This window comes from Halomonas halophila (assembly GCF_030406665.1).
In the GTDB taxonomy this organism is placed as follows: Bacteria; Pseudomonadota; Gammaproteobacteria; order Pseudomonadales; family Halomonadaceae; genus Halomonas; species Halomonas halophila.
This window is the reverse complement of the sequence record NZ_CP129121.1, coordinates 1,595,109-1,617,508: the sequence shown is the minus strand read 5'-3', so window position 1 is coordinate 1,617,508 and position 22,400 is coordinate 1,595,109. Positions and strand designations below refer to the sequence as shown.

At 67.9% G+C, this 22,400-nt stretch carries 18 protein-coding genes; 4 read left to right on the top strand and 14 right to left on the bottom strand.

Going from position 1 to position 22,400, the window contains the following annotated elements:
• Nucleotides 1-181: 181 nt before the first annotated feature.
• The 10 genes from urtE to QWG60_RS07360 form a co-directional block, all read right to left on the bottom strand.
• Complete coding sequence (gene urtE, locus QWG60_RS07405) at nucleotides 182-880, bottom strand: urea ABC transporter ATP-binding subunit UrtE (protein ID WP_146908243.1); 699 nt, start codon at nucleotides 878-880, stop codon at nucleotides 182-184.
• Nucleotides 874-1,722 carry an urea ABC transporter ATP-binding protein UrtD gene (gene urtD, locus QWG60_RS07400; RefSeq protein WP_046080254.1) on the bottom strand — a complete coding sequence of 283 codons (849 nt, stop codon included), beginning with the start codon at nucleotides 1,720-1,722 and terminating at the stop codon, nucleotides 874-876. The genes urtE and urtD overlap by 7 nt, the downstream gene beginning before the upstream one ends.
• On the bottom strand, nucleotides 1,719-2,861 hold the full coding sequence (urtC, locus tag QWG60_RS07395) for an urea ABC transporter permease subunit UrtC (protein WP_146908240.1): 1,143 nt from the start codon (nucleotides 2,859-2,861) through the stop codon (nucleotides 1,719-1,721). Before urtC ends, urtD begins: the two co-directional genes overlap by 4 nt.
• A gap of 3 nt (nucleotides 2,862-2,864) precedes the next feature.
• Complete coding sequence (urtB, locus tag QWG60_RS07390) at nucleotides 2,865-4,466, bottom strand: urea ABC transporter permease subunit UrtB (RefSeq protein WP_146908237.1); 1,602 nt, start codon at nucleotides 4,464-4,466, stop codon at nucleotides 2,865-2,867.
• Nucleotides 4,467-4,530: 64 nt separating this feature from the next.
• Nucleotides 4,531-5,850, bottom strand: a complete 1,320-nt coding sequence (urtA, locus tag QWG60_RS07385) for an urea ABC transporter substrate-binding protein (RefSeq protein WP_146908235.1) — start codon at nucleotides 5,848-5,850, stop codon at nucleotides 4,531-4,533.
• 232 nt (nucleotides 5,851-6,082) lie between these two features.
• Nucleotides 6,083-8,116 (bottom strand): sensor domain-containing diguanylate cyclase, encoded by a 2,034-nt coding sequence (locus tag QWG60_RS07380; protein WP_246124650.1) that lies wholly within the window; start codon nucleotides 8,114-8,116, stop codon nucleotides 6,083-6,085.
• Nucleotides 8,113-10,683 carry a bifunctional diguanylate cyclase/phosphodiesterase gene (locus QWG60_RS07375; RefSeq protein ID WP_146908232.1) on the bottom strand — a complete coding sequence of 857 codons (2,571 nt, stop codon included), beginning with the start codon at nucleotides 10,681-10,683 and terminating at the stop codon, nucleotides 8,113-8,115. The genes QWG60_RS07380 and QWG60_RS07375 overlap by 4 nt, the downstream gene beginning before the upstream one ends.
• Nucleotides 10,684-11,064: 381 nt before the next feature.
• Nucleotides 11,065-12,591 carry a tripartite tricarboxylate transporter permease gene (locus QWG60_RS07370; RefSeq protein ID WP_046080249.1) on the bottom strand — a complete coding sequence of 509 codons (1,527 nt, stop codon included), beginning with the start codon at nucleotides 12,589-12,591 and terminating at the stop codon, nucleotides 11,065-11,067.
• A complete protein-coding gene (locus tag QWG60_RS07365) occupies nucleotides 12,591-13,043 on the bottom strand; it encodes a tripartite tricarboxylate transporter TctB family protein (protein ID WP_035595999.1) in 453 nt (150 codons plus the stop codon). The genes QWG60_RS07370 and QWG60_RS07365 overlap by 1 nt, the downstream gene beginning before the upstream one ends.
• Complete coding sequence (locus QWG60_RS07360; protein ID WP_046080248.1) at nucleotides 13,043-14,029, bottom strand: Bug family tripartite tricarboxylate transporter substrate binding protein; 987 nt, start codon at nucleotides 14,027-14,029, stop codon at nucleotides 13,043-13,045. The genes QWG60_RS07365 and QWG60_RS07360 overlap by 1 nt, the downstream gene beginning before the upstream one ends.
• A gap of 211 nt (nucleotides 14,030-14,240) precedes the next feature.
• Here QWG60_RS07360 and QWG60_RS07355 point away from each other — a divergent pair, with 211 nt between their 5' ends.
• Genes QWG60_RS07355 through QWG60_RS07340 form a run of 4 tightly spaced genes read left to right on the top strand, consistent with a single transcriptional unit; the run spans nucleotide 14,241 to nucleotide 17,966 of the window.
• A complete protein-coding gene (locus tag QWG60_RS07355; RefSeq protein WP_046080247.1) occupies nucleotides 14,241-14,852 on the top strand; it encodes a helix-turn-helix domain-containing protein in 612 nt (203 codons plus the stop codon).
• Nucleotides 14,849-15,508 carry a response regulator transcription factor gene (locus QWG60_RS07350; protein WP_035596006.1) on the top strand — a complete coding sequence of 220 codons (660 nt, stop codon included), beginning with the start codon at nucleotides 14,849-14,851 and terminating at the stop codon, nucleotides 15,506-15,508. The genes QWG60_RS07355 and QWG60_RS07350 overlap by 4 nt, the downstream gene beginning before the upstream one ends.
• The gene (locus QWG60_RS07345; protein ID WP_146908229.1) at nucleotides 15,505-16,878 is read left to right on the top strand and encodes a sensor histidine kinase; all 1,374 of its coding nucleotides are present in this window, start codon (nucleotides 15,505-15,507) and stop codon (nucleotides 16,876-16,878) included. The genes QWG60_RS07350 and QWG60_RS07345 overlap by 4 nt, the downstream gene beginning before the upstream one ends.
• On the top strand, nucleotides 16,878-17,966 hold the full coding sequence (locus QWG60_RS07340; protein ID WP_107182026.1) for an ABC transporter substrate-binding protein: 1,089 nt from the start codon (nucleotides 16,878-16,880) through the stop codon (nucleotides 17,964-17,966). Before QWG60_RS07345 ends, QWG60_RS07340 begins: the two co-directional genes overlap by 1 nt.
• Before the next feature lie 48 nt (nucleotides 17,967-18,014).
• Here the strand turns inward: QWG60_RS07340 and QWG60_RS07335 are convergent, their stop codons facing one another.
• The 4 genes from QWG60_RS07335 to hppD form a co-directional block, all read right to left on the bottom strand.
• Complete coding sequence (locus tag QWG60_RS07335) at nucleotides 18,015-18,434, bottom strand: septal ring lytic transglycosylase RlpA family protein (RefSeq protein ID WP_082090962.1); 420 nt, start codon at nucleotides 18,432-18,434, stop codon at nucleotides 18,015-18,017.
• Between the two features lie 43 nt (nucleotides 18,435-18,477).
• Entirely contained in the window at nucleotides 18,478-19,353 is an 876-nt protein-coding gene (gene cobA, locus QWG60_RS07330; protein WP_246124649.1) for a uroporphyrinogen-III C-methyltransferase, read from the bottom strand.
• 161 nt (nucleotides 19,354-19,514) lie between these two features.
• A complete protein-coding gene (locus QWG60_RS07325) occupies nucleotides 19,515-20,975 on the bottom strand; it encodes a sodium-dependent transporter (RefSeq protein ID WP_035596014.1) in 1,461 nt (486 codons plus the stop codon).
• A gap of 166 nt (nucleotides 20,976-21,141) precedes the next feature.
• Nucleotides 21,142-22,254 (bottom strand): 4-hydroxyphenylpyruvate dioxygenase, encoded by a 1,113-nt coding sequence (gene hppD / locus QWG60_RS07320; RefSeq protein WP_146908226.1) that lies wholly within the window; start codon nucleotides 22,252-22,254, stop codon nucleotides 21,142-21,144.
• Nucleotides 22,255-22,400: the final 146 nt, after the last annotated feature.

Genomic DNA, 22,400 nt, shown 5'->3' with positions numbered 1-22,400 from the left:
TTATAATCAATGCCTTATTTTGGATACAAAACGGCATACAGCCACTCTATGCACCATGGCGAGTCGTTTCAGGCCCTGATCGCGCACCGCTATCGAGCAAGAGAGTTTCGCTTGCACTGATATAAAGCAAGACGCCCGCCTCGGCCGGGCCGGGCGGGCGCAAGTCATCGGACGACAGGCGTCAGACCGTCAGGTGGGTCCTGATCAGTTCGTCGTCGAGCTCATCGATCGCCCCCTCGGCCACCGGCCGCCCGCGATCCATGATCGCGAAGCGGTCGGCATACCTGCGGGCGAAGGGCAGCTTCTGCTCGACCAGCAGCACGGTCAGGCCGTCCTCGCGGATCAGCCGGCGGATCACCTCGCCGATCTGGGCAACGATATTGGGCTGGATGCCCTCCCCCGGCTCGTCGAGGATCAGCAGCCTCGGCTCCAGCACCAGGGCACGGCCGATGGCCAGCTGCTGCTGCTGGCCGCCGGAGAGATCGCCGCCGCGCCGGTGGCGCATCTCGGCGAGCACGGGGAACAGCTCGTAGATGCGCTCGGGAATGCGCTTCGCCCCGTCGCCGCGGGCCGCCAGGCCGGTGCGCAGGTTCTCCTCCACGGTCAGCAGCGGGAAGATCTGGCGCCCCTGGGGCACGTAGCCGATGCCGAGCCGCGGGCGATCCTCCACGCGTTTCTTGGTCAACTCCACGTCGTCGCCGTAGCGCAGGCTGCCCGAGGCCACCGCGACCTCGCCCATCACCGCCTTCATCAGGGTGGTCTTGCCCACCCCGTTGCGGCCCATCACGCAAGTGCACTGCCCGGCCGGAATCTCGAGGTCGACGCCCCACAGGGTATGGCTCTCGCCGTAGTACTGATCGAGTGCGCGAATGCTCAGCATCGGGCATCCTCCGTGTTGTCCGACTCGGTGCCGAGATAGACCTCGACCACCTTGGGATCGCTCGACACCTGGTCCATGCTGCCCTCGGCCAGCACGCTGCCCTGATGCAGCACCGTCACGGTGCGTGCGATCGAGCGCACGAAGCCCATGTCGTGCTCGACCACCACCACCGACTGCTTGCCGGCCAGGCCGGTGAGCAGCTCGGCGGTGCGCTCCATTTCCTGTTCGGTCATCCCCGCCACCGGCTCGTCGACCAGCAGCAGCCGCGGCCGCTGCATCAGCAGCATGCCGATCTCCAGCCACTGCTTCTGACCATGGGAGAGGATCCCGGCCGGCCGGTCGCGGTGCGCGCTCAGGCCGATGGTGACCAGCACCTCGTCGATGCGGTCCCGCGCCTCGCCGGAAAGCCGGGCGGTCAGGGTGGGCCAGATGCGCTTGTCGGCGGCCATGGCGAGCTCGAGATTCTCGAACACCGTCAGGGCCTCGAAGACGGTCGGCTTCTGGAACTTGCGGCCGATGCCGAGGCTCGCGATCTGCGGCTCGTTCATGGTCAGCAGATCGTGGCGGCTGCCGAACCACACCGAGCCGTGATCGGGCCGGGTCTTGCCGGTGATGATGTCCATCATGGTGGTCTTGCCGGCGCCGTTGGGGCCGATGATGCAGCGCAGCTCGCCGTCGTCGATGGTCAGGTTCAGGTCATTGATGGCGCGGAAGCCGTCGAAGCTGACGCTGACGTCCTCCAGATACAGGATGGGGCCGTGGCGCACGTCCACCGGCGAGCGCACCGGCGCCATGAAATCGAAGACGCGATCACGGCTGGCCATCTCCTTGAGCAGGTTCATGAGCTCGCTCCTTGCGTGGGTGTCTCGGAGGCGACGTCGTCACGGCGGCGGCGCAGCGACGCCAGCAGGCCGGCCATGCCCTTCGGCAGCAGCACCGTGACCACCACGAAGAGCCCGCCGAGAGCGAACAGCCAGGCCTCCGGCATCACCCCGGTGAACACCGTCTTGGCGTAGTTGACCAGAAGCGCCCCGATCACCGCGCCGTAGAGGGTACCGCGGCCGCCGAGCGCCACCCACAGCACCACCTCGATGGAGAAGATGGGCGAGAACTCGCCGGGGTTGATGATGCCGACCTGGGGCACGTAGAGGGCGCCGGCCACGCCGGCGAGCATCGCCGAGACCACGAACACGAACAGCTGCACGCGCTCGACGCGATAGCCGAGAAAGCGCGTGCGCGCCTCGGCGTCGCGGCAGGCCACGCTGACGCGGCCCAGCTTGCTGGCGACGATGGCCCGGCACAGCACATAACCCAGCGCCAGCGCCAGCCCAGAGGCCAGGAACAGCCCCAGTCGCGTGGCGTCGCTGCGCAGGTCGAAGCCGAGCAGCTCCTTGAAGTCGGTCAGACCGTTGTTGCCGCCGAAGCCCATCTCGTTGCGGAAAAAGGCCAGCATCAGGGCGAAGGTCAGGGCCTGGGTGATGATCGACAGATAGACCCCGGTGACCCGGGAGCGGAACGCCAGGAAGCCGAACACCAGTGCCAGCAGCCCCGGCGCCAGCAGCACCATCAAAAAGGCGAACCCCGCCATGTCGAAGCCTTGCCAGTACCAGGGCAGGCTGTCCCAGTCGAGAAACACCATGAAATCCGGCAACACCGGGTCGCCATAGACGCCCCGGTCGCCGATCTGGCGCATCAGGTACATGCCCATGGCGTACCCGCCCAGGGCGAAGAAGGCGCCGTGGCCGAGACTCAGGATGCCGAGATAGCCCCACACCAGGTCCAGCGCCACCGCCAGCAGCGCGAAGCTCAGGTACTTGCCGAGCAGGGTCACGGTATAGGTCGAGACGTGCATCGGATGCCCCGCCGGCAAGATCAGGTTGAGCAGCGTGACGACCGCCAGTGCGGCCAGCAGCACGCCGAGAAAGAGTTGCGTCGACCGCTCGCGCAGCGGCCGCGACAGCCAGGATCTCGAAGCCAGCATGGATCAGCCCTCCGCCGCACGGCCCTTCTGCGGAAAGAGTCCGCGGGGGCGTTTCTGAATGAACAGGATGATGAACACGAGCACCAGGATCTTGGCCAGCACGGCGCCGGCCCAGGGCTCGAGCACCTGGTTGATGACACCAAGCGACAGCCCGGCCACCAGGGTGCCCCACAGGTTCCCCACGCCGCCGAACACCACCACCATGAACGAATCGATGATGTAGTTCTGGCCGAGGTTGGGCCCGACGTTGGTGAGCTGGGACAGCGCCACGCCGGCCAGGCCCGCCACGCCGGAGCCCAGGGCGAAGGTCAGGATGTCGACCCGGGTCGCGCGGATGCCCATCGAGCGCGCCATGGCACGGTTCTGGGTCACGGCGCGCACCTCAAGGCCAAGCCGGGTGCGGCGCATCACCAGCATCAGCCCGGCGAACACCAGCAGCGCGAAGCCCAGCACGAACAGGCGGTTGAGGGTCAGCGACAGGCCCTCGTTGATCATCAGCGAGCCGCTCATCCACTCCGGCGAGACCACCGTGCGGTTGAGCGGCGAGATCAGGGTGCGCACCAGCTGCTGGAGGATCAGACTGACGCCGAAGGTGGCCAGCAGGGTCTCCAGCGGCCGGCCCTTGAGGAACTGGATGACACTGCGCTCGATGACGATGCCGGCCAGCGCCGCGACCAGGAAGCCCGCGGGAATCGACAGCAGCAGCGCCAGTCCCGGCTGGCCCGGCAGCAGCTGCTGCATGCCCCAGGTGGTGTAGGCGCCGAGCATGATCAGCTCGCCGTGGGCCATGTTGATCACGCCCATCACGCCGAAGGTGATGGCCAGGCCGATCGCCGCCAGCACCAGCACCGAGCCGAGCGACAGGCCGAAATACAGCGTCTGGATGCCGTCGTTCAGCTTCTGCTTCTGCTCGATGCCGGCCAGGGCCTCGGTGGCGGCCTCGGACAGCGCCGTGTCATCGCTGCGAGCGGCGGCGCTGAGCGCCGAGCGCACGGAGGCATTGAGACTGCCGGACAGCGCCTCCACCGCCTCGACGTCGCCCTGCTCCAGGCGCTGGATGGCGATGGCCTGGGTCAGCAGCCGGCGCACCTCGTCGTCGGATTCGCCCTCCATCAGGGCGTTCAGCGGCTCGACCATCGCGGGCTCGACCCGGCCCAGCAGGTTCCGGGCCGCCTCGCGGCGCGCCGAGACCGCCGGAGCCCGCAGGTCGAGCAGCGCCAGGGTGTTCTGCAGCTGGCCGCGCAGCGCATTGTTGATGCCGATGCGATCCAGATCGCGACGCGACATCTCGCCGAGTTCCTCGTCGGTGATCGCATCGCGCACCGGCCAGTGGCGGCCGCGATTGGCGAGCACCACCACGAAGCGGCCGGCGTCTTGCTGGCGCTGCAGCTTGCCGTCGAGCAGCGCCTCGAGCCAGGCGCGGCTCTGCGGATGGCCGCTGTCGGCGATGGCCGTCACGGCCTCGCCCTTGGCGGCGTAGGAATCGGTGTCGAGGGCCTCGAGCAGTGCCCGGCCGTCGTCGGCCGCGGCCAGGCCGGTCGGCGCGGCGAGCGAGACGACGATCAGGCACAGCAGCCCCTGCACGAGGGAGCGAATCGTCCTCATGACCATGTCCTGTCAGTGGGAGAAAGGAAGGCCCGGGCCGCGACGCGGCCCGGGGAGCGGCTGCTTATTCGGCCGAAGCCACCTCGGTGTCGGCACCGCCGCCGCAGCGTCCCTCGACGACGTTGTAGTTGCCGCAGCGCATCGGCGCGCGCCAGTCGCTGATCAGGTCCCGCGAGCCCGGCAGGTAGTCGGACCAGGCATCGCCGGCCACGGTGGAGGGCGTCTCCCAGACGATGGAGAACTGGCCGTTGTCCTGGATCTCGCCGATCAGCACCGGCTTGGTGATGTGGTGATTGGGCATCATGGTGGCATAGCCACCGGTCAGGTTGGGCACGGACACGCCGATGATGGCGTCCTTGACCGCGTCGACCTCGGTGGTGCCGGCCTTGCGCACGGCCTCGCTCCACATGTTGAAGCCGATGTAGTGGGCCTCCATGGGGTCGTTGGTGACCGCCATCTCGTCGCCGGTGTAGTCGATCCAGCTGTCGATGAAGTCGTAGTTGGTGTCGGTATCGACGCTCATGAAGTAGTTCCAGGCCGCCAGGTGGCCGACCAGCGGCGCGGTGTCGATGCCGGAGAGCTCCTGCTCGCCCACCGAGAAGGCCACCACCGGGATGTCCGCGGCATCGATGCCCTGGTTGCCGAGCTCACGGTAGAACGGCACGTTGGCGTCGCCGTTGATGGTCGAGACCACCGCGGTCTTCTTGCCCTGGCTGCCGAAGTCCTTGATGTCGGAGACGATGTTCTGCCAGTCGGAATGCCCGAAGGGGGTGTAGTTGACCATGATGTCGTCGTCGGCGACGCCATGATCCTTGAGATAGGCCTCGAGAATCTTGTTGGTGGTGCGCGGATAGACATAGTCGGTGCCGGCCAGCACCCAGCGCTCCACGCCGACGTCGTTCATCAGGTAATCGACCGCCGGGATCGCCTGCTGGTTGGGCGCGGCCCCGGTGTAGAAGACGTTCTCGGAGGACTCTTCACCCTCGTACTGGACCGGGTAGAACAGCAGGCCGTCGAGCTCCTCGACCACCGGCAGCACCGACTTCCGCGACACCGATGTCCAGTTGCCGAAGATCACGTCGACCTCGTCCTGGGCCAGCAGCTGGCGCGCCTTCTCGGCGAACAGCGGCCAGTCGGAGGCCGGGTCGACCACCACCGGCTCGAGCTCGCGGCCGAGCAGGCCGCCCTGCTCGTTCTGCTGCTCGATCAGCATCAGCATGGTGTCCTTGAGGGTCGACTCGCTGATGGCCATGGTGCCGGAGAGCGAGTGCAGGATGCCGACCTTGATGGGATCTTCCTGCGCCAGGGCCGGTGCCGAGACGGCCAGGCTCAGCAGGCTGGCGACGAACAGGCGCTTGGGCACGGTGGGCGAATGGGAACTCATGGTGATCTCCTTGTCGATCCAGACGTTGCATTGGCGTTGTTATGGAGGGCGCTGACACACCACGGTGCACCATGCCCTACCCCCACTCTGCAAGAGCTACGCCACATTCTGGATCAACCGGGATAAACATTATTTTTCAGTAACTTAAAGAATCCCCTTGAGCGCCCAACTCCGCCGAAAGTGCCCTTCTGGTGCAAGGGGTGCGCCGCTTACGCGCCACTTTGGTGCCGCATCAGTCCCCGGCCGGCTCGAACCGGGCATGCACGCGATCGCGCCCCGCCTGCTTGGCCGCATAGAGCGCCTGGTCGGCGCGCTTGATGGCCGGCGTCAGCGAGTCCTCGGCCGGATCGATCCGCGCCACGCCCAGCGAGGCAGAATAGGACAGCCACGATGCCCCGGACGAGGCGTCGTCGATCCTCGTCGAGGTCCCCACCGGCGTCGCCGCCACCGCCTGCCTCAGCCGCTCGGCCACGGCCATGGCCTGATCGGCATCGGTATCGCAGAGCAGCGCGACGAACTCCTCGCCGCCCATGCGGCACAGCACGTCGCCCTCTCGCAGCTGCTCGCGCACTGTCTCGGCGAAGGCCTGGAGCACCCGATCGCCCACGTCGTGACCGTGAACGTCGTTGATGCGCTTGAAATGATCCAGGTCGATGGCCACCAGGCTCAGCGGCATGCCGCGGCGGCGCGCCCTTGCCATCTCCAGGGCGGCCTGCTCCATCAGATAGCGGCGATTGCCCAGGCCGGTCAGGGGATCGGTCATGGCCTGCTGCTCCAGGCGAGCCTCCAGGTCCTTGCGCTCGCGAAGATCGAAGACCGTGGCCCGGGTGTACTGGAAGCCCTCCGCGGTGACCTGGGCAGTCGCCTGGATCGCTACCGGCAGCGTCGTGCCGTCGGCACGCAACAGCTCGCACTCGGCGCTGCCTTCGCCCTCTTCGCCCAGCACGCGGCGAAAGGCCGCCTGGAAGGCGCTCCGGGTCTCCGGGCTGACGAAATCGCGATACAGACGACGACCGATGACCTCGTCGGCCCGCAGCCCCAACCAGCCGAGCTCGGTGCGGTTGATCCTGACGATGCGGCCATCGGCGTCCAGGGAGTGATAGCCGCAGGGCGCGTGCTCGTAGAGATCCTGCACCTCGTCGGCGTACTGACGGGCCTCCCCGGCCAGGCGCTGCGCTTCGCGGGAAAAGGCCATGGCCTGGCGACGCAGTTGATGCTGACGCTGCAAGCTGAGTACCCAGAGCACGCCCACGGCCACCGCCAGCAGATAGGTCAGCACGATCACCAGCAGCTGCCACGGATTGCCCAGCAGCAGCGCCGAAAGCGTCGGCCGGGGCACCAGGATGCCGAGTCTCCAGGGCTGGGTGTCCGGCGAGGTCATGATCATGCCCGCCTGGCTGCGATAGTGGTGGGTGCGGATATCATGGGTGCGGAAGCGCAGCAGATCCTCGTCGAGCGGCATCTCGCCCTGGCTGCGCGTCTCGAGGTCCTGCCAGAAGGCGGGATAGCGCTCCTCCAGCAGTCCTCCGAACTGGATGCCGTCTTCCACGTCGGGCAGCAGCCAGCGGCCGCGGGCATCGGCCATGACCGCCCGCACTCCCGCTTCTTCGCCGACGACATGAGGCAGCCGTGCCGTGAGATAGTGCCAGTCCAGGGTGAACAGCAGCACGCCGAGACGGTGGCCGTCGGCGCCGAACACCGGCGTGGCGATGTCGATCACCGCCGTGGTGCCCGCCTCGGCGCCAGCACGGCTGGGCCCGACCCGCGGTGGCGATACGTAGAGATTCCGCGCCGGCTGTCGCATGGCCTCGCGAAAGTAGTCGGCATGGGCGTGGTCGACGCCGGTCGGATGGGGCAACGGGCGAGTGCCGGCCGACATCAGCTCCTCGCCCTCGACACCGATCAGGACGAGGCGACTGTAGCGACCGAAATGGGTCGTCAGGGTATCGAGCAGCGCCGACAGCTGTGCCAGGTTCGTCTGGGTGGAGATCTGACGATAGATCGCCACGCCGTCATGGACATCGCGCAGGTGGCGTCGCAGCAACGGCAGCTCGGCTACGGCCAGCACCTGGTTGAAACTCTCGTTCATGTCGTGAAGCAGGGTCTCGTACTCGGCGTCGAGCCGCGTGGCCGCGGCATCCCGAGCGCCGTCGAGACGCGTCTGGAGCTGGGCGACGAAGATCGGCGCCAGCGCCGCCGTGACGAGCAGAAGGGGCACGACCGTGGCGATGACCAGGCGCGCCCCGAGCGAGGTCGGTAGCATCATGTCAAAGGAATCGGCGAGTCGACGGCCAGATGATCGGGCAGATTTCCTAACGCGGTGAGCGGCATCGGGCGGGCGAAGTAAAAGCCCTGGAGCAGATCGCAGCGGCGGCGCAGCATGTCCTGCCACTGTGCTGCAGTCTCGATGCCCTCGGCGACCACCACCATGTCCATGTGGTGCGCCATGGTGATCACGCCCTGCACGATGGCCGCACTGCGGCGTTCGGTGAGCGTCCTGGCGATGAAGCTGCGATCGAGCTTCACCTTGTGCGTCGGCAGGTCACAGAGGTAGCTGAGGCTGGAGAAACCGGTACCGAAGTCGTCGATGGCCACCCGCACGCCGATGGCCTTGAGACGATTCATCACATCGACCACCTGAGAGGCACCGTCGAGGAAGACGCTCTCGGTGACCTCCAGCTCCAGCTGCCCGGGAGGCAACCCGGTCTCGTCCAGCACTCGGCAGACCTCATCGAAGAAGCCGTCGCGGTGGAACTGTAGCGACGAGATGTTCACGGCCAGCGACAGCGGGCGTTCGCGACCGGCATTGAACCCCGCCAGTTCGCGGCAGGCACGGCGCAGCACCCAGCGGCCCAGCGGGATGATCTGGCCGGTCTGCTCGGCCAACGGGATGAAGTCGCCTGGCGAGACCATGCCGCGCTCGGGATGACGCCAACGCACCAGGGCCTCGACCCCGCAGATGCGCCCGCTGGGGGCCTCTACCAGCGGCTGATAGTGCAGTTCGAACTGCTCGTCCTGCAGGGCGGCGTGCAGGTCATGGCGCAGCAGCACGCTGTCCCGGGAGCCCGCCACCTCGCGGCCGCGATACCACTGCCAGGTATTGCGACCCTGGCGCTTGGCCCGCTCCAGCGCCGAATCCGCGTGCTGCAGCAGCTCATGGGGCTGCGAGGCGCCGCCCTCGTTGTCGGCGATACCGATGCTGGCACTGACATGAAGACGCTGCCCGTCGGCTTCGATGGGCAGCGCCAACGTCTCGAGGGTGCGCTCGGCCAGCTCGGCGACCGAGTCTCCACCGTCGAGCCCGGTCAACATCACCCCGAACTCGTCGCCCATCAGGCGGGCCACGACCTGCCCTTCGCCCACCAGCCGCCTGAGGCGCTGGGCCACGCGCATCAGCACCTGGTTGCCCAAGGGGCGCCCCAGCCCCTCGTTGATGCTCTTGAAGCCGTCCATGTTGAGGATCATCACCGCCAGAAAAGCGGGTTGACTCAGGGCCTCACCCAGGCGATCGACGAAGTCGCCGTGGTTGGGCAGGCCGGTCGTCAGGTCATGGGTGGCCTGATAGGCGATCAGCGCCTCCTGCTCCTTTTCCAGGGTGACATCCCGCAGGCTGCCGATGAAATGCGTGCAGTCGCCGCCGGCATCAAAGACCGGGCTGATGATCAGGTGGTTCCAGAACGTCGAGCCGTCCTTGCGGTAGTGACGCAGCGTGACCTCGATACCGCGACGCTGGCGTATCGCCATGTGCATGGCCTCGACGGCCTCCGTTTCGGTCTCGGGCCCCTGAAGCAGCTCCCAGCTGCGGCCCATCACCTCATTCTGCGCATAGCCGGTCATGGCCTCGAAGGCCGGATTGCTGAACACGATGGGCGTATCGAAGCGTGCCTCGATCATCAGCATACCGGCCGGGCTGGCATCGATGCCGCGCTTGAGCAGGCGCAGCTCGTCGGTCTGTCGCCGCTCTTGGGTGACGTCACGGCAGACGCCATAGACGCTGACGATCTCGCCATCGATGATCACCGGGAACTTGCTTACCTCCAGTCGGCAGGAACGCCCCGACGCGTGGACGATGCGAATCTCGTAGGTCAGCGTCTCGCCGGCCCGGGCCCGGTCGAAGTTGGCCTGGGCCGAGGCCCGCCAGGCAGGCTCGACGAAACGACAGAAATGCATCCCCAGCATCGCCTCCGGCGAGTGGCCGGTGATGCGCTCGACGGCGGGATTGACGCGCTGGAAACGTCCCTCCAGATCGAAGGCGTAAGCCCCGTGCGGATGGTTGTCGAACAGCGCGTGATGCCAGCGGGACAGCGCCTTGTGTTCCCGACCATCGCGGTCACGTATCAGGGCCAGCGAGATCAGCGCGGCCGCCTGGCGCAGGCGCCGCTCGGCGACCTGGGTGGGCTCCCTGGGCGTGGGGAAATAGGCGTCGAGCACCCCCAGCAGCGTATCGTCGGGGCTGACCACCGGCATCGACCAGCAGGCCCGCACGCCCTCGTCCAGGGCCGCCGCGCGCAGACGCACCCAGCGCGGGTCGAGGGCGATGTCATCCGAGACGATGAAGCGCCCCTCACGGGCCGCAGCAGCGAAAGACGCCGCCTCGGCATTCAACGGCACCGACCAGCAGCGACGCGCGTACGCGTCGGACAGCCCCTCGCCGACCTCGAGGCCGAGGGTGTCCGACGACGGCTCGTGACGCATGAAGGCCGCAGTGGCGCCGGGCAGCACCAGCTCCACCCAACGGGCGATGGCCGACAGAGTGTCGTGCAGCGGCTGCTGCCGAGCGATCCGCTCGTGGATGTCCTGCTGCGCCTCCAGCCACGGAAGCTCTCGTTTCATCGGCACGGTCCCTGGTACGTTGCTGGCTCGGCCTGGCGGCACTGTAAGCAAGAAGGATCACGCCTGGCCCCTGCCGGACATCGTCGACATCGACGGGACTGACGATGCCCTCTCCGGGCACGTCAGCCGCAAAGGCATCCTGCTCGACAGAGCATATAGCATCTGCCTGCTGCCGACATGGCGCGTCCGACCCCGTGACCCTTCTATCGGCAAGGGATCGACGGTCTTGATCGGCGTGTCGCGACGGGTGTGGACACGGGTCGCAGCCGGCATCGGCCCTGGCCATTCGCACCGCCGTGCCTTCCCGCCCGATACGCAACGGGGGCGCCGGCCGGCTGCCGACGCCCCCGTCAGGTGGCGGACGCGTTCAGGCTAACGCCATCAGTCGCCCTCCGGGCCTCCGGTGCCGGTGGCCGCTTTCATGCGACGGCGCAGCAGCGGGCCGACGATGTAGGGCAGGATCAGGCCGAGGCCGGCGAACACCCACAGGCCGATGGCCAGGCCGCTGTCCCACAGGATGGTCCAGTCGCCGTCGGCGATGTCCATGGCGTGACGCAGGTTCTTCTCCATCTCCGGCCCCAGCAGCAGGCCGAGGATGATCGGCACCAGCGGGATCTCCAGCTTGCGGAAGACATAGCCGGCCACGCCGAAGGCCACCATGAAGTAGAGGTCGAAGGCGCTGTTGCTGATCGAGTAGATGCCCACGAACGCCACCATGGTGACGACCGGCAGCAGGTACTTCGGCGGCACCGACAGCAGCCGGACGAAGATGCCCACCAGCGGAATGTTCAGCACCAGCAGCAGGAAGTTGCCGATCAACAGCGCCGCGATCACACCCCAGACGATATCGGCGTTCTGGGTGAACATCAGCGGTCCCGGGGTGATGTTCAGCGAGATCAGCAGCGCCAGCAGCACCGCGGTGGTGCCGCTGCCCGGCACGCCGAGGGTCAGCATCGGCACCAGGGCACCGCTGGAGGCGCCGTTGTTGCCGGCCTCGGGGCCGGCCACGCCGCGCGGGTCGCCCTCACCGAAGTAGCCCTTGCTGCCGACCACCTTCTTCTCGAGGGTGTAGCCGATGAAGCTGCCCAGGGAAGCCCCCGCACCGGGAAGCACACCGGCGATGAAGCCGAGGATCCCGCCGCGAATGCTCGACGGCATGATGCCGCGGATGTCGGCCCACTTCAGCGACAGCTTGTTGACGGTCATCTTTTCCTTGCCGCCGCCGGCCTTGTCCTCGATGAAGAACAGCAGCTCGGAGATGGCAAACAGGCCGACGATGGCGATGATGAAGTCGACGCCCTCGTAGAGCTCCAGCACGCCGAAGGTGTAGCGCTGCACGCCGGTGCTGTCGATGCCCATGGTGGAGATCATCAGGCCCAGGCAGGCCGCTACCACGGTCTTCATCGGGTTCTTGCCGGTAATGCCGCCCAGGGTGGCGAAGGCCAGCAGGAACAGCGCGAAATACTCGGCCGGGCCGAAGGTCAGGGCAAACCTGGCCAGCAGCGGCGCCAGCAGGATCAGACCCACGGTGGCGATCAGGCTGCCCATGAAGGAGGCCACGGCGGAGATCGCCAGCGCCTCGGCAGCCTTGCCCTTCCTGGCCATCGGATAGCCGTCAAGGCAGGTCATCATCGCCGGCTCGTCGCCGGGAATGTTGAGCAGAATCGAGGAGATGCGCCCGCCGTACATGGCCCCGGCATAGACCGAGGTGAGCATGATCAGCGCGGTTTCCGGCGCCAGGCCCAGGGAGAAGGCCAGCGGAATCAGGATCGCCACGCCGTTGGCCGGCCCGAGGCCCGGCAGCGCCCCGATCAGGGTGCCGAGGAAGGCCCCCAGCAGGGCGAACATCAGGTTATGCGGCGCCAGGGCGACGCCGAAGCCGTCGATCAGATAACCCAGCGTTTCCATCAGCTCACCTCCAGGAGGGACAGCGGCCCCAGCGGCAGCGCCAGATCGAGGGCAAAGTTGAACACCAGGAACACCACCACCCCGGCCACGCCGCCGGTGACGTAGGCCCGGACCGGAGAGGCGCCCATGCGCCAGCACAGCGTGCCCACGGCCAGCAGGGTACTGAGGATGAAGCCAAGCGGCTGCAGCAGCGCGGTGTAGGCGATCAGCACCACCACCGCGATCACCAGCTCGATGCCGGTGCGGCTCCACGGCCAGGCGTTATCCGGGTCGGGGCGCACGATCAGATAGAGGCTGGACAGCGCCAGCACCGCGGACAGCAGCAGCGGGAAGGTCTCGGGGCCGACGCCCTCGGCCCCGCCGAACGGCTCGGGAAACTGGCTGGCGCCCCAGCCGTACGCGACGGCCAGGGCGATCAACAGGACCCCGAAGATGCGGTCGTTGAAGGTCATTACTGGATCAGCCCGATATCTTTGGAGAGTTGATTGATGTCGGCGATCTGGTCGGTCACGAACTGCTCGAACTCACCGGCGCTCATGTGGAACGGCATCAGGCCATTGCTGGTCATGACATCCTTCCACTCCTGGCTCTCGTAGATAGTGTCCATGGCATCCATCCAGTACTGCTTGGCCTCGTCGGAGACGTCGGCCGGCATGTAGAAGCCGCGCCAGTTCGGGCCGATGGCGTCGATGCCCTGCTCGCGGGCAGTGGGGATGTCGCTGTACTCGCCCGGCAGGCGCTCCTCGGCGAGCACGGCCAGCACTCGCAGGTCACCGGACTCCATGAAGCCCTGAGCCTCGGTGATGTCGCCGGTGAAGGCGTCGACGTGGCCACCGACCACCTGGGTCATGGCTTCACCACCGTTGTTGTACGACAGGTAGGGAATGCGCGGCAGGTTCTCGACGCCGGCTTCCTGGGCGGCGATCAGCACCTTGAGGTGGTCCCAGCCGCCCTTGGCGCTGCCGCCGGCGAACTTGACGCTGCGCGGGTTTTCCTTGAGCGCCTCCATCAGCTCTGGCAGATCGTCGTACTCGGAATCATCGGCCACGGCGATCACGCCATAGTCGGCGCCCAGCGCGCCCACCCAGTTGACCATGTCGGCGGTCATGCCCGGGAACTGCCCCTGGGCCAGGCGGGTAGTGGTGGCGGTGGAGGCGGCCACCAGCAGCTGCTCGTCGCCGGCACGCTTGCTGACGGTATGGGCGTAGGCCACACCGCCGCCGGCGCCGGCCATATTGATGGTCTGCACGTTGGCCGGCACCAGGTCCAGCTGCTCCATGACGTTGCCGACGCTGCGGCAGGTGAAGTCCCAGCCGCCCCCCGGATCGGCGGGGGCGATGCACTCGACCTTGCCCTGGGGTTCGAAGGCCATGGCGGAACCGGCGCTGACGGTGAAGGCGGCGACGGCGACGAACTTGAGCGGCGTTCTCACGGACATTGTTGTTGTCCCCTCTATGATTTTCGTTGGCGGATCGGGTCGGGCTTGCCGGGCGCTGACACCTGCCTTACAATTCTGTAAGGCAGAACAACGTTCCCTTGAGCGGAAAATTAGGCCGCCCACGCCATGGGGGTCAATGCCGTGGCGTCGAATTGCGACCAAAGTTGCAGGGCGCCGAATGTCCGTCACCGAGATACCGAAAGGAGCCGAGATGGCCCAGGACCGCGTCGAGGCCGTGGAGCGCGCGCTGACCGTGCTCGAGGTCTTCGATTCTTCCCAGGAGGCGTTCGCCCTGGCCGAACTGGCCGAGGCCACCGGCTTCTACAAGAGCACCCTGCTGCGCCTGCTCGGATCGCTGGCCCGCTTCGACTACGTGCAGCGCGGCGAGGACGGCCGCTGGCGACTCGGCGGCAGCCCCATGCGCCTGGCCCGCCGCCACGCGCCTTCGCAGCAGCTGGCCGTGCGCGTCCAGCCCTGGCTCGATCGCCTGGCCGCCGAGACCGGTGAAACCGCGGCCCTGCTGGCGCTGCATCCCGGCGAGGTGGAGTGCCGGCTGGCCGCCCTGCCCGCCACGCCGCTGCGCCACGATCTGCGCCCCGGCAGCCGCTGGCCGACCGAACGGGATACGGATCCGCGCCCCGCCCTGCCCGGCGGCACCATGACCTGCCTGGCGCTGGCCGACGCGCCCGGGGAGCCGCCGCTGTGGCTGTCGCTGTCCGGGCCCGCCGGCCGCCTGGCCCCGGAGACCGCCCACGAGGCCCTGACACGGGCCCGCGACGCGCTGGCCAGGCGCCTGGCCGGCGACAGGGAGAAAAACACATGATGCTGCTGGTGGAAGACGACCGGCTGCTGGCGGAGACGCTGGTGGACGCCCTGTCGCTGGAGGGTCATGGCATCGAACACCTGGCCGACGGCGAGGCCGCCCGGCAGCGCCTGGACGGCGCCGACCACGGCCTGTCGCTGGTGCTGCTGGACCTCAACCTGCCCGGCTGCGGCGGGCTCGAGGTGCTCGAGACCCTGCGCCGACACGACGCCGACACCCCGGTGCTGATCCTCACCGCCCGGGGCGCGGTGGAAGACCGGGTACGCGGCCTCGATCTCGGCGCCGACGACTACCTGGCCAAGCCCTTCGCCCTGGACGAACTCGAGGCCCGGGTGCGTGCCCTGCTCCGCCGCCGCGAACGCGGCCAGACACTCCAGGTCGGGCCGCTGGCCTTCGACGCCCCGGCCCAGCGCTTCGCCCTCGACGGCGAGACGCTGTCGCTGCCGCCGCGCGAGCAGCGCCTGCTGGCCTGCCTGATGCGCCACGCCGGCGAGCCCGTCGACAAGGCCCGGCTCGCCGAGGAAGCCTTCCAGGGCGAGACCATGGGCGACAACGCCATCGAGGTCTACGTGCACCGCCTGCGCAAGCGCCTGGCCGGCAGCGCCGTCGCCTTGCGCACCGTGCGCGGCCTGGGGTACCTGCTGGAGGCGGTGTGACGCGGCGCGACAGCCTGTATCGCCGGCTGCTGACCTGGCTGCTGCTGCCGCTGATGGCACTGGGCGCGCTGATGGTGCTGCAGGCCTGGATCGAGGCGCGTCAGACCGCCGATCGCGCCTTCGATCGACTGCTCGAGGCCGCCACCCTGGCCATCGCCGAGCAGGTCCAGTGGCAGGACGAGCGGCTGTGGCTCGACCTGCCTCCCGCGGCACTCGAGATGCTCGCCACCGATGCCGAGGAGCGCGTCTTCTACGCCCTCTACGACGCCGAGGGACGCTTCGTCACCGGTAACGCCGACCTCCCCGGCCCGCCCCGCCGCGACGATGAGAAGGCCGGCACGCTGCACTTCCGCGACCTGGTCTGGCACGACCTCGAACTGCGCCAGGGCGTGCGACGCGCCCGCCTGGAGGACTGGCAGACCCGCGAGCGTTTCGAGGTACGCGTCGCTCACACCCGAGAGGGCCGCGAACGCCTCGCGGCTGAGCTGCTGCGCACCAACCTGGCCTACATCCTGGGCATGGCGGGGCTCGCTGCGGCGGTCGTGGTGCTGGCCATCCGCGGCGCCCTGACCCCGCTGAGCCGCCTGCGCCACGCCATACGCGCCCGCGACCCGCGCACCCTGACGCCCCTGGCACTACCGCTGCCGCGCGAACTGGCCGAACTTCGCGAGACGCTCAACGAACTGCTGGCGCGGATGCGCCGGGTGAAAGCCAACCAGGAGCGCTTCATCGGCGACGCCTCGCACCAGCTGCGCACGCCCCTCGCCGGCCTCTCGGCCCGCGCCGAGCTGGCCCTGCGCCAGGACGACCCGCAGCGCTGGCGAGAGGCGCTCGAGGCCATGCAGGCGACCAGCGCCCGCACCTCACACCTGGCCGTCCAGCTGCTGTCGCTGACCCGCCTCGACAACCCCGAGTACCATCCCGAGCTGGCACCGGTGGCCCTCGACGACCTGGCCCGACACGCCGTGCGACGCCACTGGAGCGCCTGTCATCGCGACGGCATCGACCTGGGCCTGGAAGCCTCGGAGACCTCGGCGACGGTCGCCGGGCTCGACTGGCAGCTCGAGGAAGCGCTGGCCAATCTGATCGACAACGCGCGCCGCTACGGGGCGACGCACATCACCGTGCGGGTCACCGCCGCGCCGCCCGTCCTCGAGGTCGAGGACGACGGCCCCGGCATCCCCGCCGACCAGCGCCTGCTGATGCTGCGACCCTTCCATCGCGGCAGCGACGAGCCCGGCGGCTCCGGGCTGGGGCTTGCCATCGTCGACGGCATCGCGCGCACCCACGGCGCCCGACTGCGGCTCGATGACGGCCTGGACGGCCAGGGGCTGCGGGTCGGCCTGCACTTTCCGGAGGAGACCACCTGATGCGCCATCGCTGGCTCGTGCTGATAGGACTGTGGTCGCTGCTGTGCCTGGCCCCGCTCGCCGTCGCCGACGAGCGCCTGCACTACCCCGCCACGCCGACGAACGATGGCACCTCGGGCGAGCTGGTGGTCCACGGTGCCCTGGACCTGGTCTACGCCCGCACGCTGTTCGAGGCCTTCCATGCCCGCCATCCAGACATCGCGCTGACCTATCGCAACCTCGATACCCTAGGCCTGCACCGGCGTTTCCTCGAGCATCCCGACGAGGTCGACGTATTGATGTCCTCGGCCATGCCCTGGCAGTACCGGCTGGCCAACGACGGCCATGCCCGCTCGCTGGCCTCGCCGGAGGCCGAGGCCTGGCCTGCTTGGGCGCGCTGGCGGCACGAGCTGTTCGCCTTCACCTTCGAACCGATCGTGATGGTGGTGCGCCGCGAGCTCATCGAGCGCTTCGGCCGCCCGGACAGCCACGCCGAGCTGCTCGCCCTGCTCGAGCGTCATCCCGACGCCATGCGCGGACGCGTGGTCACCTACGACCCGGAGCACAGCGGCGCCGGCTACGCCTATGCCATTCAGGAATCGCGGCTCACGCCGCGCTACTGGGATCTGGTGGCCGCCTTCGGTGCCACGCAGACGGCGCTGGCGACCACCACCGGCGAGATGCTCGAGGGCCTCGACGAGGGCCGCTACTGGCTCGGCTACAACCTGCTGGGCAGCTACGCCCAGGCGGTGGCCGATGCCCATCCGGCGCTGGAGGTGGTGGTGCCCGACGACTATGCGCTGGTCACCCAGCGCCTGGCACTGATCTCTCACCAGTCGCCGCATCCGGACAATGCGCGCCGTTTCATGAATTTCCTGCTCGGCGAGTCGGGCCAGAGAGTGATCGCCGAGGCGACGCCTCTCGGCGCCATGCACCCGGCCCTGAACGGACCGGGCACGGTCACGGCCCTGCAGGCGACACACGGCGAGGCACTGCGCCCGGTATCGCTGGGGCCGGAGCTGCTGGCGACGCTGGACGACCTCAAGCGCCAGGCGCTGCTGGAACGCTGGAAACGGGAGTTCACGCGCGCGAACGCCACACCGCCCTAGCGGGTGGCACGGCGTCGGGCGCAGAGGAGAAGGCGCAGGAGGAAGGGCTCAGTCGGCCAGACTGAGCTGAACCCGGGCCGTTCCGCGATGGAGCATGCCGAGCGCGCGAGCGGCGCTCTTGGAGAGGTCGATCACCCGGCCGGAAACGAAGGGGCCTCGGTCGTTGATCATCACCTCGACCTGTCGTCCGTTATCGGGCCGGGTCACCAGCACCTTGGTACCGAACGGCAGGGTACGGTGGGCCGCGGTGAGTTCACGCTGGTCGAAGGCGTCGCCGCTGGCCGTGGTACGGCCCTGAAAGTAGTCGCTGTAGTAGGACGCCACCCCTTTCTGAATCGACGCCCCCTGCTGGTCCTCGTGGGCCAGGCTCGCGCCGGCGGCGCCGAGCATCCAGGCCACCAGGCCGACTTGCACCAGACGGCGAAAGCCTCTGGGGCGGGCCAGGCCCGCCTTGCCGGAAATTCCCATCTGTCACCTCGTAACGACAGGGTCGCCGATCGACCTCCCGCGATCAGGCGCCGTCAGACGCATCGGACGGTGTCGGGTGCTTTCCCTGCAGCCAACCCAGGCTGGCGGCTCGTTCGCTGTCGAACCAGGCCAGCGCGTCATGCAATGTCACCACCGTACCGACGATGATAAGCGTTGGAGGTCGGATATTAGCCAACTCGTCGACCGACGGCAAATCCCCCAGGCTCGCCACGTGGACCCGCTGACGCGCCGTGGTGCCCTGTTCGATCAGCGCCAGCGGCGTGTCGGCCGCCAGGCCGTGGGCGCGCAGCCGCTCGCTGATGATCTCGAGACTGCCGAGCCCCATGTAGAACACCAGGGTCTGGCCGGGACTGGCCAGCGCCGGCCAGTCCAGGTCGCAGCTGCCGTTGCGCAGGTGCCCGGTGATGAAGCGCACCGACTGGGCATGATCGCGATGGGTCAGCGGAATGCCGGCATAGGCGGCGCAGCCGGAGGCCGCGGTGATGCCCGGCACCACCTCCACCTCGACCCCGGCGGCCACCAGGGTCTCGAGCTCCTCGCCGCCGCGGCCGAAAATGAAGGGGTCCCCCCCCTTGACGCGCACGACGCGCTTGCCCGACTTCGCCCAGTCGACCAGCGCCTGGTTGATGCCCTCCTGGGGCACGCTATGGTCGGAGCGCGCCTTGCCGACGTAAAGGCGCTGCGCCTCGGGGTTGGCCAGGGCCAGGATCTCGTCGCTGACCAGCCTGTCGTGCAGGATGATATCCGCGGCCTGCAGGCGGCGCAGCGCCTTGACGGTCAACAGCTCCGGGTCGCCGGGACCGGCACCAACCAGGCTGACGCGGCCCGGTGCCAGCTCGGACGCCGCGGGAGGAAGCCGTAGATCCGGCGTGACGGTCGGAGAAGTCGCGGCGCACATATTCCAATATCTCGATCAAATAAGATTTTATATGCAATAAAGTAATTAATTTGGCGACAAAATGCCACTCCCGCAGCGTCCGGGACGGGGCTTTTTTCCTCGATCAAACGACGCGGCCCCCGCAAGAGCGGGGGCCGCGTGGTCGCCGGGCGTGCTCGCCGTCAGGCGCAGAGCGTACGCTTCAGGCGCGGGCTGGCGAGCTCGCCGATCAGCGTGATCACTGCCAGCGCCAGCAGCAACCAGGGCCACTGCACGCCGAACTCCAGGGTGGCAATGCCCAGGGCATCGAGGAATACCGTCACGATGCCCAGCGGGCTGACGTAACGCACCATGAACAGCCACAGGGCATGCACCGCCGGCGACAGGCCGAGCTCTTCGCGCATGGCCTCGCTGCTGAGCACGAAGCCGGCCAGCAGGGCCACGCCCAGGCCGCCCAGCGGCATCATCCAGCGCGACGTGAGGTAGTCCAGCCAGCCGAAGAAGTGCTTGCCGGCCAGGGTCCACTCGGCCCCGACGTTAAAGGACAGCATCGCCAGGGTGCTGATGATCCACAGCACGATGCCCACACCCCACGCCGCCGCACGACGCGTGATGCCCTTGTTGTCGGTGAGCCAGGAGACCGTGGCCTCGACCATGGAGATCGACGAGGTCAGGGCCGCCATGGACAGCATGACGAAGAACAGCACGCCGAACAGGGTGCCCATCGGCATGGCCTGGAAGGCCAGCGGCAGGCTCATGAAGATCAGCCCCGGGCCGCTGCCCGGCTCCATGCCGTTGGCGAAGATCACCGGGAAGATCGCCAGGCCGGCCATCAGCGCCACCAGGGTATCGGCAACGGCCACGCTGAGGGTGGTACGGCCGATGGAAGCCTTGTTCGGCAGATAGCTGCCGTAGGTCAGGATCGCGCCGGAAGCCAGCGACAGGGTGAAGAAGGCGTGGCCCATGGCGGCCAGCATGCCCTCGCTGGACAGGCTGCCGGCATTGAAGGCGAACAGGAAGCGCAGCGCGTCGCCGAAGCCGCCGGAGAAGGCGCCATAGACGATCATGATCAGCAGCATCACGACCATACCGGGCATCATCCAGCTGACGCTCTTCTCGATGCCGGCCTGCACGCCCTTGCCGACGATCACCATGGTGGCGACCGTGACCAGGGTGCTCCAGAAGCCGAGATTGAGCGGGTTGGCATTGTTGGCGCCGAAGATCGCCGCCATGTCGTCGACGCTGGAGCCGGCCAGGCCGCCAGTCAGCATCTTCCACAGGTAGGAGAACGACCAGCCGGCCACGACCACGTAGAAGCACAGGATCATGAAGCCGCAGAGCATGGCCATCCAGCCGAGCAGCGACCAGGCCGAGGCGCCCCTGGATTCGGCGGTGACGCGGCGAATGGCGTCGATGGGGCTGCCGCGGCCGCGGCGACCCAGGGCGATCTCGGTCATCATCACCGGCACGCCGATGGCCAGGATGCAGGCCAGGTAGACCAGCACGAAGGCCCCGCCGCCGTATTCGCCGGTCATGTAGGGGAATTTCCAGACATTGCCCAGGCCGACCGCGGAGCCGGTCGCCGCCAGGACGAAGCCCCAGCGGCCCAGCCACTGAGTACGGGGTTGTGAGTCGTTAGTCATGTCACACCAGGGATCACGGAACTGTTGTTGTCGCCGCCACGCGGCATGGGGCCGATACAGGGCACCCATTGTGACGGATTTTGTCGTGGTTGGGCAGGGAGACAGCGGATTGTTCTGGTTTCCGTCTCCCCGCCCTGACCGGCTCTCCGGCCGGCCCTTGGCGCTATCAGTCGTCCTTGAGCACGCCGCGACGGATCTGGTCTTCCTCGATGGATTCGAACAGCGCCTTGAAATTACCCTCGCCGAAGCCATCGTTGCCCTTGCGCTGAATGATCTCGAAGAAGATCGGGCCGATCACGGTCTCGGTGAAGATCTGCAGCAGCACGCCCTGATCGGGACCACCATCCACCAGCAGGTTCAGCTCGCGCAGCTCGTCGAGGTTCTCCTCGTGGTTGGGCACGCGCTGACCGACCTTCTCGTAGTAGGTGTCCGGGGTGGTCAGGAACTGGATGCCATTGGCCTTCAGCGCGCGCACCGTGGCATAGATGTCATCGGTGGCCATGGCCAGGTGCTGGATGCCCTCGCCGTTGTATTCGCGCAGGAACTCGGCGATCTGGGAGTTATCGTCGGCGGACTCGTTGATCGGGATGTGCATCTTGCCGCAGGGAGCGGTCATGGCACGGGAGTAGAGGCCGGTCTTCTTGCCGGCGATGTCGAAATAGCGCAGCTCGCGGAAATTGGCCAGCCGGGTGTAAAAGCCGGCCCAGACGTCCATCTGGCCGCGATCGACGTTGTGGGTCAGATGGTCGAGCACCTGCAGGCCCACGCTGTTGTCGCCGGCGCTGCGGCCCTCGATCGGCGCGAAGTCGATGTCATAGATGCTGCGCCCCTCGCCGTCGAGCTTGTCGTCGACGAAGTACAGCAGCGAGCCACCGATGCCCTCGACCGCCGGAATACCGACCTCGCCCTCGCCCACCGGCACGTCCACCGGCGTGGCGCCGCATTCCACCGCGCGGTCGTAGGCCTGGCGGGCATCGGCCACCTTCCAGGCCATGGCACAGGCGGAGGGGCCATGAGCGCGGGCGAACTCGGCGGCATGGCTGCCGGGTTCGGCGTTGAGCACGAAGTTGATCCTTTCCTGCTGGAACAGGAAGACGTTCTTGGAGCGGTGCTTGCGGGTCTCGGTGAAGCCCAGCTGCAGGAACAGGCGACGCAGCGCCTCGATGCCCTCGGCGGTGGGCGCACTGTACTCGACGAAGGCGAAGCCGTCGGTGCCGAGCGGATTGGTGGTGTCGATCTCGGACGCCTGGGCAGGGGTACCTTGGACAGGGGCGTTCATGCAGAACCTCCGGGGTGCTTGTGATTGTGGTCTCCGGGCCTCGGCCCTTCGAGGTGCCCCCCAGACTAGTGCGACCCGCCCCCTGCCGGAATGCGCCGCGACGCCCCGACGCCGCGCCTGGACGGCCCGCCACGGCGCCATCCGTA

What these genes read in the sequence shown, in the direction of transcription:
- QWG60_RS07365 (WP_035595999.1), bottom strand. Translation starts at nt 13,043, where the DNA reads ATGACCTTCAACGACCGCATCTTCGGGGTCCTGTTGATCGCCCTGGCC.
- urtE (WP_146908243.1), bottom strand. Translation starts at nt 880, where the DNA reads ATGCTGAGCATTCGCGCACTCGATCAGTACTACGGCGAGAGCCATACC.
- QWG60_RS07370 (WP_046080249.1), bottom strand. Translation starts at nt 12,591, where the DNA reads ATGGAAACGCTGGGTTATCTGATCGACGGCTTCGGCGTCGCCCTGGCG.
- urtC (WP_146908240.1), bottom strand. Translation starts at nt 2,861, where the DNA reads ATGCTGGCTTCGAGATCCTGGCTGTCGCGGCCGCTGCGCGAGCGGTCG.
- QWG60_RS07355 (WP_046080247.1), top strand. Translation starts at nt 14,241, where the DNA reads ATGGCCCAGGACCGCGTCGAGGCCGTGGAGCGCGCGCTGACCGTGCTC.
- hppD (WP_146908226.1), bottom strand. Translation starts at nt 22,254, where the DNA reads ATGAACGCCCCTGTCCAAGGTACCCCTGCCCAGGCGTCCGAGATCGAC.
- urtA (WP_146908235.1), bottom strand. Translation starts at nt 5,850, where the DNA reads ATGAGTTCCCATTCGCCCACCGTGCCCAAGCGCCTGTTCGTCGCCAGC.
- QWG60_RS07375 (WP_146908232.1), bottom strand. Translation starts at nt 10,683, where the DNA reads ATGAAACGAGAGCTTCCGTGGCTGGAGGCGCAGCAGGACATCCACGAG.
- cobA (WP_246124649.1), bottom strand. Translation starts at nt 19,353, where the DNA reads ATGTGCGCCGCGACTTCTCCGACCGTCACGCCGGATCTACGGCTTCCT.
- QWG60_RS07340 (WP_107182026.1), top strand. Translation starts at nt 16,878, where the DNA reads ATGCGCCATCGCTGGCTCGTGCTGATAGGACTGTGGTCGCTGCTGTGC.
- QWG60_RS07350 (WP_035596006.1), top strand. Translation starts at nt 14,849, where the DNA reads ATGATGCTGCTGGTGGAAGACGACCGGCTGCTGGCGGAGACGCTGGTG.
- QWG60_RS07325 (WP_035596014.1), bottom strand. Translation starts at nt 20,975, where the DNA reads ATGACTAACGACTCACAACCCCGTACTCAGTGGCTGGGCCGCTGGGGC.
- urtD (WP_046080254.1), bottom strand. Translation starts at nt 1,722, where the DNA reads ATGAACCTGCTCAAGGAGATGGCCAGCCGTGATCGCGTCTTCGATTTC.
- urtB (WP_146908237.1), bottom strand. Translation starts at nt 4,466, where the DNA reads ATGAGGACGATTCGCTCCCTCGTGCAGGGGCTGCTGTGCCTGATCGTC.
- QWG60_RS07335 (WP_082090962.1), bottom strand. Translation starts at nt 18,434, where the DNA reads ATGGGAATTTCCGGCAAGGCGGGCCTGGCCCGCCCCAGAGGCTTTCGC.
- QWG60_RS07380 (WP_246124650.1), bottom strand. Translation starts at nt 8,116, where the DNA reads ATGATGCTACCGACCTCGCTCGGGGCGCGCCTGGTCATCGCCACGGTC.
- QWG60_RS07360 (WP_046080248.1), bottom strand. Translation starts at nt 14,029, where the DNA reads ATGTCCGTGAGAACGCCGCTCAAGTTCGTCGCCGTCGCCGCCTTCACC.